This window comes from Candidatus Bathyarchaeota archaeon (assembly GCA_023131225.1).
In the GTDB taxonomy this organism is placed as follows: Archaea; Thermoproteota; Bathyarchaeia; order Bathyarchaeales; family SOJC01; genus JAGLZW01.
In genome coordinates, this window is record JAGLZW010000049.1 from 1 (window position 1) to 12,267 (window position 12,267).

14 protein-coding genes are annotated in these 12,267 nt (G+C 41.9%); 10 read left to right on the forward strand and 4 right to left on the reverse strand.

The annotated features are described in order from the left end of the window. Positions 1-34: 34 nt before the first annotated feature. Positions 35-799 (reverse strand): hypothetical protein, encoded by a 765-nt coding sequence (locus KAU88_10120; protein ID MCK4478860.1) that lies wholly within the window; start codon positions 797-799, stop codon positions 35-37. 189 nt (positions 800-988) lie between these two features. Next, a complete protein-coding gene (locus KAU88_10125; GenBank protein ID MCK4478861.1) occupies positions 989-1,717 on the reverse strand; it encodes a hypothetical protein in 729 nt (242 codons plus the stop codon). Positions 1,718-1,789: 72 nt separating this feature from the next. On the opposite strand from KAU88_10125, the gene KAU88_10130 reads away from it, so the two are divergent. From KAU88_10130 to KAU88_10140, 3 genes are read left to right on the forward strand one after another with little or no spacing between them, the layout of a single operon-like run. After that, entirely contained in the window at positions 1,790-1,987 is a 198-nt protein-coding gene (locus tag KAU88_10130; GenBank protein ID MCK4478862.1) for a hypothetical protein, read from the forward strand. Further along, positions 1,971-2,519: a hypothetical protein gene (locus KAU88_10135; GenBank protein ID MCK4478863.1), complete on the forward strand. Its 549-nt coding sequence runs from the start codon at positions 1,971-1,973 to the stop codon at positions 2,517-2,519. The genes KAU88_10130 and KAU88_10135 overlap by 17 nt, the downstream gene beginning before the upstream one ends. Beyond that, positions 2,512-2,826, forward strand: a complete 315-nt coding sequence (locus KAU88_10140) for a hypothetical protein (GenBank protein MCK4478864.1) — start codon at positions 2,512-2,514, stop codon at positions 2,824-2,826. The genes KAU88_10135 and KAU88_10140 overlap by 8 nt, the downstream gene beginning before the upstream one ends. 15 nt (positions 2,827-2,841) lie before the next feature. Here the strand turns inward: KAU88_10140 and KAU88_10145 are convergent, their stop codons facing one another. Both KAU88_10145 and KAU88_10150 read right to left on the reverse strand, forming a co-directional pair. Then, positions 2,842-3,405: a hypothetical protein gene (locus KAU88_10145; protein ID MCK4478865.1), complete on the reverse strand. Its 564-nt coding sequence runs from the start codon at positions 3,403-3,405 to the stop codon at positions 2,842-2,844. Between the two features lie 3 nt (positions 3,406-3,408). Beyond that, complete coding sequence (locus KAU88_10150) at positions 3,409-3,984, reverse strand: hypothetical protein (protein MCK4478866.1); 576 nt, start codon at positions 3,982-3,984, stop codon at positions 3,409-3,411. A gap of 119 nt (positions 3,985-4,103) precedes the next feature. On the opposite strand from KAU88_10150, the gene KAU88_10155 reads away from it, so the two are divergent. The 7 genes from KAU88_10155 to KAU88_10185 all read left to right on the forward strand — a co-directional run. Then, positions 4,104-4,361, forward strand: coding sequence for a hypothetical protein (locus KAU88_10155; GenBank protein MCK4478867.1), 258 nt, complete (start codon positions 4,104-4,106; stop codon positions 4,359-4,361). 276 nt (positions 4,362-4,637) lie between these two features. Continuing rightward, positions 4,638-5,414, forward strand: a complete 777-nt coding sequence (locus tag KAU88_10160) for a hypothetical protein (GenBank protein MCK4478868.1) — start codon at positions 4,638-4,640, stop codon at positions 5,412-5,414. Positions 5,415-5,460: 46 nt separating this feature from the next. Further along, entirely contained in the window at positions 5,461-6,990 is a 1,530-nt protein-coding gene (locus KAU88_10165) for an NAD(P)H-hydrate dehydratase (protein ID MCK4478869.1), read from the forward strand. A 10-nt stretch (positions 6,991-7,000) separates the two neighbouring features. Continuing rightward, positions 7,001-7,501, forward strand: coding sequence for a DUF367 family protein (locus KAU88_10170; GenBank protein ID MCK4478870.1), 501 nt, complete (start codon positions 7,001-7,003; stop codon positions 7,499-7,501). A 328-nt stretch (positions 7,502-7,829) separates the two neighbouring features. Next, positions 7,830-9,278 carry a TldD/PmbA family protein gene (locus tag KAU88_10175; protein ID MCK4478871.1) on the forward strand — a complete coding sequence of 483 codons (1,449 nt, stop codon included), beginning with the start codon at positions 7,830-7,832 and terminating at the stop codon, positions 9,276-9,278. Between the two features lie 19 nt (positions 9,279-9,297). After that, positions 9,298-10,674, forward strand: coding sequence for a TldD/PmbA family protein (locus tag KAU88_10180; protein MCK4478872.1), 1,377 nt, complete (start codon positions 9,298-9,300; stop codon positions 10,672-10,674). A 238-nt stretch (positions 10,675-10,912) separates the two neighbouring features. After that, positions 10,913-12,267, forward strand: a 1,355-nt coding sequence (locus KAU88_10185; protein MCK4478873.1) for a right-handed parallel beta-helix repeat-containing protein, incomplete at its 3' end; no start/stop codon positions are given.

The following is a 12,267-nucleotide window of genomic DNA, read 5'->3' on the forward strand; positions in this document are numbered from 1 at the left end:
CCAATATTCTCATATAGTGTCTCTTCGGAGTTCTCTAAGAGACACTATATGAGAATATTGGGGAGTAATTTTCTTCCAGAACTTTCGCAAAATACTCATTCAGTTGTTGCGGTTCCTTAAGGGTGTCTGGGTTGATTTTTGGAAAATCCTTGTATGATGATAGAACTCTATAGAAGATAATCTGATCAAGAAGAAGATACGCAGCTGCGTTTCTTGCAGCATCAAGCTTTTCTTTGCCTCGGACATCACCTCCCATTATGTTCGCGAAAAGTCTTAGATGCTGAGATGGAGCTCCAAGCTCCGCTGTCAAAAGATCAACACACTGTTTCATTAAAGGAAGAATTTCTTCTAGGTCAGGTTCTTTGATTTTCCTCTCATGGATATGTTCTTTGAACCATTGAGGTATCTCTTTCAGAGAAAGTCGTCTCACGTCCGTCGGTGCAGCTTTTTTTAGAAAAGCTACTTTATACTTATACTTACCCAGGATTACTTGAGGTGGTACTTTCCTCAATCTAAGTTGTGTTGCTTCCTTGGCAAGTTTGTTTGGATATAGGATAACAAAACTTCCACTTGCATCCAAAGCGTTTGAATAATCGTGCGCTTGAGCAAATCCTTGCAGAGCCGTCTTTTCCCATTCAGCCTCGCCATAGAAAATCCCATAATTGGCTATTACAAGATCAGGTTCACCTCTCTTACCATTTGGAAGAGTAATACTCCTTTTCAAATCGACATTAAATCCTTCAGCTCTGAGAAATTCTACAAAATATGAAGTGATTGTGTCTTCAACAACTTGGAACATGATGATATCTCTCCAAGACTAGAATTCATCATCTGTTGTTTGTAAGATAATCAGGGTGTTAAAAAACTTGCTATTTTACATTACTCCTCTATTGTAGAATAAATGTTGTTCTAATGAATAAAGCGAACAAGAGATACTAGAAAATCTAGACTATATAGAGAGTGAGCGCTTACTAATGCGTTCGTTCCTTCATTCTGTATGTATTTTTTCTCTTAAACCTGCTTTTTCCTTGCGTAGACGCTCTTTAGTCTCTTCTATCAGCTCCCTCTTAGCTTCTGCCTCTATCTCCTCTTCCCTCTTCTTAAGTTCAAGGAAATCATTCCAAGCACCTTCAGTTGCCCTAGTGCATTCATGGATAGTTGCTTTTGATCTTCCAAAAATCTCTGACAATTCTTCCATGCTTATCGGACTGACATCGCCATATTCTTTCTTTAACATTCGGCTTAAGCGATAGTAAAATCCGATTAGATATTTCAGTGTGGGAGAAACCTTGCGTTTACACATTGAAGCTGGATAATTTGCTAGAAAATGTAAGAAAATGTCGTAAAATTCATCTCTATGATGTGATTCTGTAAAGGCCTTTACTTTGTCAATGATTTCTTGAGTAGTCAAACTTGACAAGTCCTCTTTTGAAGTAAGATGTTCAAGGTTTACTAGGATATCTCCAACGTTTATGTTGTGGATTCCTTGGAGGATATTTTGACCAACTCGTTTTGTTGCTTCTCTTCTATCCATTCCCGTCATTTTCTTATGCTGCATTTCATCATACTCTCGTTCAATCGCTTCTTCAACAACTTTGCTTCTATATTTATGCTGTTCACCAGATAACATCTTAAGTTTCTTTAAAACCTCAACATTTAAGCTGTGCTTAACTGGAAAATGTCCACCTTCTTCTTTCGGTCTTCCACCTAAAGCCATAGTTTTATGCCCACGATTCTTTATCTACATCGTTCGCTTTTAGTGTTCCCACAATAACACAGGGGAATCACAATGGAAGAGAAACTTGTTCACATGACTGTCAGAGTCCCCAAAGCTCTAAAGGACCTAATAAAACAACACGTTGAACTCGACACACACATCAATGAATCAGAATTTGTCAGAGATGCCCTCAGAGAGAAAATTCAACGAGAATGCCCAGAACTCTACAAAAAGCAATTCGAGCAACCCAACAATGACAACAGTAGATAAGACATCTCCTTCTCCCTCTTCTAAAAGCGTATTACGTAATACACACAGTAGCAGAAGAAGCAGAGCCTTAACTACTGTTAGTTTTAGGTTGCCTTTTTGGGTTCATGTCTTGTTAAAAGAGAATGTTCTTAATGTTAGTGGTTTTTTACGTAGTGTCGTTTACTCCTCATTAGAGGAGTTGCCAGTTTATCTAGAGTTTGAAGAGGTTAAGCTGGAAGTTGAGGTTACTCGTTTAACTGAGGAGTTGGAGAAGGTTCACCGTTGGCAGAAGCTGCTTTTGAAGCATGGTAGTTATGCCGAGGCTTATTTGGAGGAATTGAAAGGTGGATTAGTTAGAGATCGTAAGCCTTTCTATCTTCCTAGGCCTCCTCCTTCTGTTAAGCCTGAAGAGTTGGTCACGGTTTCGGATATTGTGAAGTATCGTGAGAAGCTGGCTAAGAGGCTTGTTGGGTTGTTGAATCGTCTTATGGAGTTGAAGTTGTCAAAGCCACGTGACGCACAAAACAAGAAAGAGGTGAGAAAACATGAATGAGAAAAAAACTAAAGATTTCAGCTGTCCTAGTTGCGGAGTATCTTTAAACGTATTAATTAGCAGAGAAGCCTATAAAGAGAAGTCAACTGCTGAAATTCCAAGAACCGCAGAAGCAGTTAGAAAAGCCTTGCCATCAGATGTTATTCCAGATTTGACAATCGTAGAGAAAGAGTCAACATACAATATAGTGCCAAAGAAGTTCCTTGGAAAAGAGAACTACTGGAAGGTAATGCAGGTTGTTAAGAACTTGCATGGAGAATGGGTTAGTCAGGGAAAGACTAGCTATTGGTGGGTGCCAAAAAGCTGATTAGAACATCAGCTTTTAAGCTTTATTCTTCCTAGCCAATAGTTTTTCTATGAATTTGGGAAACTCGACTTTTACGTCTGCATCAGCATGGACTGAATATATTCTCAGTCCTCCGTTGTCAAATTTAGCGGTTCTGTTTACAGAAATTGGAGACATTCTCACTTTCATTATAACCCCGTTCTCCATTTTATATACATTCCAGGTTTCCTTCAGAGTCTCGAAATCCATATCCTTCTTCTCGACGAATTGTTCAAGTTCTTTGGGAGAATATGCTTTTGAATCCGGTTGCCCTCTGAATCTTGCTAGCGGTTCTACTGCAAACAAGTTTCTTGCTCGGAATCCCAACCCTGGGTCTGGTCGTTGTCCTTTCTTTATCTTTTTTGCTAATTCCTGAAGTTTTGTATTAAACCATACACTTGTTAGAACGAATTTTGCTCTAAGTATAGTACTATCTTCTAATTCGTAGAGATTCCAATCCTCACGTTCTACGTCAAATTTCATGAAAAGTGTAGTCTTGTCTGGTATCCGTTTAACTTCAAATTCAGAAGGCTTGTAACTGGGTGTCAAAGTCTTAAACATCCATTAAGTTTCATTTATTTGTGAGGACAAGGGTGTTATAATTCGCTTTTTTGATGTTGTTGTAGTATTCTCATTTGCAGTAGAAGCTTGGATTTTAACTTTAATCTCCCTATCTTTTATTTCAGAAACTCTCTGTATAATTTCTGCTACTTCGGAAGAAGGCACTTCTGCTTTTATCATCGTTATCACAGAAACTTTTGCTGTAGTTTCATCATTTAGTTTCTCTACCACATCTGAACTTGCAGACGATTGTAACTCTGTTTGGAGGATTGAAGTAGGCACGAAACCTTCCGTCTTTCTTGCTTCAAAGAATGAAATCTGATCAGCAAGTTCGATTAATCGCTTGGATATCGTACTTTTTCGATTCATTTTATAGAACTTAATCAGTCCAGCACTTTTTGTCATCGTAATTAAGTTAAACCTTTCAAGTGTTGGCCAAACTTGATAAAGAGTCCTTCGACTAATTCCCGTTTCTTTAATCACATCGGTTTTAGTATACTCAAATTCAGGGTACATCGTGAAGAAGTCAAGAATCTTAACTACAGCATGAGATCGAAACAGATCCTCCAATTGGGCCATTTTGTTACCTCCTTTGTTCTAATAGGTAGCAAATCAATATAAATGTTTCTTTAGAAAACACTTATATGAAGTATAGTATACACTACTATACTATGTGGAAACACTGAAGTTGAAAAGTTTTGGTCAGTGAGAAGCAGATAAGAGTGACTCTACTAAGAAAGATGCTCAGACACGGGTTCATAGGAGCCAAACACACATTGTTTACCAACCTACCAAAAGGCTTCCCAAAAAGCGAGCATCATAATGTGCTGGACGTTGCAGAGACCATGAGGAAAGACGGATATTTTATTTCACGAAAAAAGCAGGATGGCCTTCATGTCTCACTGAACCCAAGAATACTATCAGACGTATTTAGAGAGGTGGAAAACGATCAGTGATTCCAAATGGAAATATTCATTATATTTCCATTATTCAATAATAGTTGAGGTTGAAGTTTGTGGTAAAAAGCAATATTGATCTTCAGAGGGAAGGTTTGGAAACCGCAGGTGTCCAACCGGGTTCAAATCCCGCCCGGTCCACAAGTTAAACTAAGCACATTCATATTCTGATGCAGAACTTCGCCTATTTCAGCTATTGATTCACATTTCATAAGATTTTTGTTGCATCCGCGCATCCAATAATGCTGTGGGGTATACAAACTGGGAAAGGCAGCGTTGACGGCTCCAATGTATATTTCCGTTGCGTGGAGCTTGATTATCAGCTACCAGCTATTTACTCAAACCGCAGTCTATTCCATCATTTACTTTCTAAACAACTTGTTGCCTTCAACAGCTGAGTTTCTAATTCTCCGCATCGACATGGTTGTTTTTATACATACTTTCGCGTGGATTTTCGTCCTGTCGTCAGTAATACCTTCAATGATTCTTGGAAAGGCGAGAAGCGTTTTGCTTCAGTTCTTTCTATGCTTAACTATAACGTTTGTAGCTGTATCGGTTGAAGACATTTTAGCACTTATGATTGGGACAGCGCCAATAGCTAAAATACAAATTATGTCCGTATGGTTCCAAAACCCTCTGATAGCTGGGACTTACTTATCTGCACCTTATCTTTCTATGCTTTACCTTGACATACATTCAAGAAGGAAGAGTGCGAAAGAAGAAGAACCTGAGGAGACGGAGGCTATTATATATGAAGAGGTTATTCCAGCAGAACAAGAAGTAAGCGACACTGCAATAACCCAAGAAACAAACGACGTAAATCAAGTTTGCCAACGTGAGAGCAAAGGAAGAATGAACTTTCTTTACGGGGCTTCAGCAGCATGTTTTCTTCTCGCATTTGTCACTTTTTGGTTAGGTGACTCCATCTCCAGCACTATCTTAGCCATGTCGCACAAGCTTGTCTACATTGCAGCGTTCATATCCTTAGGGGCAATACTGCTTAGCTTAGGACGCTATTCAACAAACACAAACGAACAAGCATGTCCTCATTAACCACTTATTTAAGGAGACGTTTTCATATTAATTCGCTGTGGGAACCATGCAAGCTAACGTCATAACTAGCCGAGAAATGCGTGCTCTCGAAATGAACGCTGAATATTACGGCGTCTCCCGTTTACAACTCATGGAAAACGCTGGTCGCAGCGTTGCCTCTGAAGTCTCCACTCGATTCCAGCCTAAAAAGACACGTGTCGCAATCTTCTGCGGCTTAGGTGGAAATGGCGGTGACGGATTTGTAGCAGCCCGCCACCTCCTTTCTCTAGCGTATCAGGTGGAAGTCATAGTTGCAGGTAAGACCGTCGATATTAGGCATGAAGCGGCGGTGAAGAACTGGTCGGCTCTACAATCTTTGAAGAACTCTGTAAGAGTGCATGAAGTCACCGATTCATCTCAAGTTCCTGACATCAAGGCGGATGTTGTTGTTGACGCGTTATTAGGCATCGGATTAAAAGGAGCCCCGCGACAACCAGTTTTGCAGCTGATTAGGGCGATAAATGGAATGCAAGCTTTTTGCTTGGCTGTTGATACTCCAACTGGTCTGGATTCAGATTCTGGCGAAGTGTTAGGTGAGGTTGCTGAAGCCGATTTGACAGTCACATTTCATAAAGCAAAGCCAGGTTTGCTAAAAGCAAAGGAGTATGTAGGTGAACTGCTGGTACAAAATATTGGGCTGCCCGAAATTTTTGAAACCTTCGCAGGACCGGGCGACGTCGCCCTAACTGTCAAACAGCGCCCTGCTGAATCGCACAAAGGAGATTTTGGCAAGCTACTAGTTGTAGGCGGAAGCGAAGCTTATTCGGGTGCCCCTGCTCTTGTTGCTCTCGCGGCTCTCCGCACCGGTGTGGATTTGGCTTATGTTGCTGCTCCTGAAAAGACAGCTTACGCAATTTCCTCAATGACGCCAAATTTAATAACAATCAAACTTGAAGGCGTCCACCTTGGCTCAGATAATGTTTCGCAAATCAAGCAGTATCTGGGAAGGGTAACGGCAGTGGTTATAGGTCCGGGTCTTGAGCTTCATACAGAAACTAAGAGGGCTGTTAAAGAGATTGTGACCGCTGCAGAAGAGACAAAAACACCATTGCTGCTAGACGCTGATGGACTGAAAGCTTTTGCAGAATTCAAGCGCCCACTGCAGGTTCCGCTGGTTTTGACGCCTCACGCTGAAGAATACTCCATCTTAACTGGCAAAGGATTGCCATCCAGCCTTGAAGAAAAAGCTGAAAAGGTGAGGAAAACAGCTGCGAAACTTAACGCTGTGATTTTGTTGAAGGGGCACACTGACGTAATTTCTGATGGCAGAAAGGTGAAGTTGAACTTTTCAGGCAATCCAGGTATGACTGTAGGCGGGACGGGTGACGTGCTTTCTGGAGTTGTTGGCGCGTTTCTGGCCCAGCAGGCTGACCCGTTTGAGGCTGCGGTGGCTGGTGCTTTCATTAATGGTGCTGCCGGCGACTTTGTAAAAAGCGAAAAGGGCTGTCATATGGTGGCTACGGACTTGCTGGATTGGATTCCAAAGGTTATAGATGACCCAATGTCGCATTTGAAGGTGCGAAAGAGTGCACCCTAAAAACGTCCAAATCGTTGTCTACCACGCTAGGCAGTGTGATCCGCGAAAATGTTCAGCGCTCAAGCTGAAACGTCATAATCTTGTTTGGGTTGTCCATCAGACACGAGAGTTGCCCAGAGGCGTGGTGATTCTGAACCCGTTTGCCGAGAGGGCGTTTTCGCCCAGTGATCGTGAACGAATTGAGAAGAGGGGTCTTGTGGCTTTGGATTTGAGCTGGAAACATGCTGATGACGTGAAACGGCTTCTTAATTTGCGAGGGGTGTCACGTTGTCTGCCATATTTAATCGCCGCAAATCCAATTAATTATGGGAAACCGACTAAGCTTAGTACTGTTGAGGCGTTGGCTGCGGCACTTATTATTGCAGGCTTTAATAGGGAGGGGGAGAAGATGCTTTCGGTTTTCAAGTGGGGGCACACGTTTCTCAGTCTTAATGAGGAGTTGTTAGAGGTTTATGTGCAGGCTCGTGATAGTGGCGAGGTTGTTGAGCTGCAGAAACAGTTTATGGATTAGCGGGCTGGTGTGCTGGTCGTTCCCAACCTCAAGAGGCTGGTTTCCTTAGTTCTAAACCAGCTCCAGAGTTTTTGTGACTGTAGAACTCCTACCAGGCTAGGGCAACCCCGCAAAGGTAACCCTATTTCATTTTTTGCGGTTTTCGCCTGCTATGGAGATGTCTCCTGCAAACTCCCCATTTTTCTCTCTTCACTGTAGCACGCATCCAAGCGTTGGCTTAAAAGCCAGAGAGCTAGGTGAAACTACGCCACAAAGACTCTAACCACAACACAGATATGCATATTTTGAGGGAATATGGACCAGACGGTATTCATAAGGAGAAAACAGGATGTCACTCGACCTTGCAGTGAAAGCTTTAGAGGAAGCGGTTAAAGCAGGGGCATCATACGCCGACGTCAGGATCGGAGAGATTTTGGACGAGACTTTAACTGTGAAAAACGGTGTTCCAGAAGATACTAATTTGTCACAGACGAGAGGCTTCGGAATACGTGTTGTTATAAAAGGTGCTTGGGGATTCGCAGCATCAATAGATTTGACAAAGAAAGAAGTTGCAGAAGTGGCTCGTAAAGCTGTTGCAATTGCAAAAGCCAGTGCGAAAGTTAAGAAGAAAGCTATATCATTGAATAGAGCCGCAGGCAAAAAAGGCAAGTATTCAACACCAATGAAGAAAAACCCGTTCAATATTCCTTTAGAAGAAAAAATGGAAATTTTGACGGACGCAGAACGTACAGCTGCAAAACAGTCACCTTTGATCAAAGTGTCATACGCCTTCTTCAGGTCGAAACAAGAGAAAAAAATGTTCATGAGCACAGAAGGTGCCGAAATTCGTCAACAGATAAACTGGTGCGGCGGAGGCATTATGAGTGTAGCAATCAAAAATGGCGATGTACAACGTCGTTCTTATCCGAGTTCGTTCCGTGGCAACTTCGCAACAAGTGGATACGAATTCTTCAAATCTTTGAACCTAACTAAATACGCAAAACAAGTTGCAAAAGAAGCCGTCCAGTTACTTAAAGCAGAAAAATGCCCCTCCACAACTACAGATTTAATCATACCAAGCGACCAGCTGGCACTTCAAATTCACGAAAGCTGCGGACACCCCACCGAGCTTGACAGAGCCCTAGGCATGGAAGCCGACTACGCAGGCACAAGCTTCCTCACACCTGACAAACTGGACGAACTAAGATACGGTTCAAAGCACGTCAATATTGTTGCTGACGCAACGGTTCCAGGTGGGTTGGGTACATTCGGATATGATGACGAAGGGACAGCCGCTAAGAAAGTCTATCTTGTGAAAGAAGGCATATTCGTCGGCTATCAGTCTTCGCGGGAAACCGCAGCGTTACTTAAGCTGAAAGAAAGCAGCGGTGGCATGCGAGCAGACTCACCTTTGGCCATACCCCTGATTCGAATGACAAATATCAACTTGCTGCCAGGCGACTGGAAAGCAGAAGAACTTATTGAAGACACGCAGAAAGGAATTTTGATGCAGACAAACAGGTCATGGAGCATAGATGACAAACGACTGAACTTTCAATTTGGCACCGAAATCGGCTGGGTAATCAAAAAAGGGAGCAAGGAAAAAATGATTAGAAATCCAACATACACTGGCATCACACCGCAATTTTGGGGTTCATGCGACGCTGTAAGTAAAGATGATTGGTTGATGTGGGGAACACCTAATTGTGGCAAAGGAGTGCCTGCACAAGTTATGTATGTTGGACATGGTTGCGGCACGGCTCGTTTTAGAAAAGTCAGAGTGGGGCTAATCAAGTAAAAAAGGAGTGAAAACGGGTATGGCCGCAAAAAGACTGTTAGAAATCGCTGAAAAAACCGTTGAACTTGCATTAGAGCATAAGGTAGACCAAGCACAAGCTGCTGCATTTTTCGTAGACTCTGCGTTAACACGATATGCTAACTCGCAAATCCATCAGAACGTTGCCTCAAAAAAAGGTGGAGTGGCGATAAAAGTAGTTGTTGGCAAGAAAGTTGGGACATTACGTGTTAATTCCTTTGAGAAAAAACAAATCGAAGAAGCGATGAAAAAAGCCATCAAATTCGCCCAAGTAACACCCCCAAATAAAGACTTTAGAAGCCTCCCCAAGCCAATGAAGTGGACACTGATAAAAGGAACATTCGATAAGAAAACGGCAGAATGTACACCAGACTTTAGAGCTGAAAAAGTAAAAGAAGCCATCGAAACAGCACACTCAAAATCCCAATTGGTCAACGCAGTTGCCGGATCCTTTTTCACAGGATCTTTCGCTTTCGCTGTTGCCAATTCACTTGGAATTTCGGCTTATGCAAAAATCTCATCAGCCTCCCTGCAGACAACCGTTATCTCAAAGACAAAGGATTCGCAGGGGTTTGGATCAGCAGAGCAGCATTCTAGGCGGATAAAAGACATCGATCCCGTGAAAATTAGTAGTCAAGCAGCAGAAAAATCAGTAAAAAGCGTGAATCCAAAGAAAATTCCCACTGGAGAATACGAGGTAGTTCTTTCGCCCCGAGCTGTGGCAGGACTTCTCATGTATCTTGCATACATTGGTTTTTCAGCAACAACCTATCAAGACGGACAATCCTTCGTTAAATATAACTTGAACAAACAGGTGTTTGACAAAAAACTGAACGTAAAAGACGATCCAAGAGACGCAAAGACGCTGTATTCCTTTCCAGTAGATGGCGAAGGTGTTCCAAAAAAGAAGATGCAGCTTATTGAGAACGGCAAAGTCTCGGCAGAGAGCATTTGTTATGACTCCTTTACTGCTGGAAAAGAAGAGGGTAAGAAGAGCACTGGACACGCATTGCCTCCGATATTCGGGTTTTATGTAAATAGACCTATGCCTTTCAACGTCTTAGTAGCTTTTGGTGACTCGTCTATGGAAGAAATGGTACAGGAAACAAAACATGGTATATTTGTGACAAGATTTCACTACACCAATCCGATTGAGCCAACCAAAGCAATTCTCACTGGGCTAACAAGAGACGGCACGTTTCTCATCAAGAAAGGTGAAATCACCAAACCAGTAATGAACCTACGTTACACAGATAGCATGCTATCGGCTCTGAAGGGAATCCCGATGATTGGCAAACATCGTGAAATAGTGGAAGAGGTCACGGCACCTGCAATGAAACTGCAGAAACTCCGCTTCACCGGAATAACCCGATACTGATGCGCGGACCCTGCTTCTTTCTCGATCTTCCTAAGGGCATTTCGCATGCTTCTTAGGTGCGGGTACACTTACTCGTTGCGTTCGTCAAAAAGTGAGCGGTGGTGGGATTCGAACCCACCACTAAGTGGAGATGTCTCCCGAATTCCCGCATACTCCCCGTTTTTTTAACTTAAAATAGAACTTTATTTCATAAGCTTTAATTTGAGATCGCGCTATCTTATGTTGGGAGAAGAACAAATTGTTTAGAAGATTTTTTTCTGGAATGATGCTAACGTTGCTTCTAATAAGCATTTTAACATTGGCGTTTAACATTCAGCCAGTTAGAGCAACAACAATTATTGTCCCAGACCATTATTCCACGATACAAGAGGCTATTCACGCGGCGAGTTCTGGAGATACGATACTGGTGAAGGCAGGAACATACAGCGAAAATGTAGTAGTGAACAAGCGTTTAACCATCACATCGGAAAGCGGGGCTGATGTAACCATTGTTCAGGCAGCAAACCCAGCAAAGCATGTCTTTCAGGTTGATACCGTGGATTACGTGAATATAAACGGGTTTACGGTGAGGGGGTCGAAAGGTAGCCCGGGTGTACGACCATCTGGAGCGGGAATATGTCTCTTTTATGCAAATCACTGCAATATTTCTAACAATGTCGCTTCAGACAATCAGGATGGGATCTTCGTCTCTTGGTATTCTTCTGACAATATCTTAACAGAAAACAAAGCAAACTTGAACAGTAGAAATGGAATTTTTCTTTATGGTTCTTCCAACAAACTGAGAGACAATACAATGTCCAATAATGCCTTCAACTTTGGAATTGGAGGGGGAGATTATATTCACGATATAGATACAAGTAACACTGTGAATGGGAAGCCCATATACTATTGGGTAAATAAGCAAAATAAAGAAGTCCCAAGTGATGCCAGATATGTAGGGATTGTAAACTGCATAAACATAACCATAATGGATTTAGTCTTAAGTAATAATGAGCAGGGAGTGTTATTTGTTAATGTAAATAATTCAAAAATAAAGAATGTAAATGTAAGGTCGATGAAAGAGTTTGGGATATACCTTAAATCTTCGTCTAACAACATCGTAGCCAATAATAGCATTAATTCGAGTAGTCGCCTTTCTGGAATCGGACTTTCCTCTTCTAACAACAATTCCGTAATCAACAACATCATCTCAAATAATCAAGATGGAATTCGACTCTATGGCAGCAACAACAACACGATTTCTAACAACCATATATTAAACAACCGCCGTGGGATCTTGCTCTCCAGTTCTTCTAACAACACCATAACCACTAACATTGTAAACTCAAACAATGGCACAGGAATCTACCTCGAATATTCTTCCAGCAACAACGCTGTAATAAACAATAACGTCTTGAACAATATGTACGGAATTGCCTTCTACTCATATGGTCCTTTAAATAACACCATTTACCTCAACAACTTCAATAATACCAACAATGTAGGTTACAGTACCTATGCTTCAATTGGTAAATGGAACTCGCCATCACCAATAATCTACACTTATAATGGTAGCACATATACGAACTATCTCGGCAACTACTGGAGTGATTA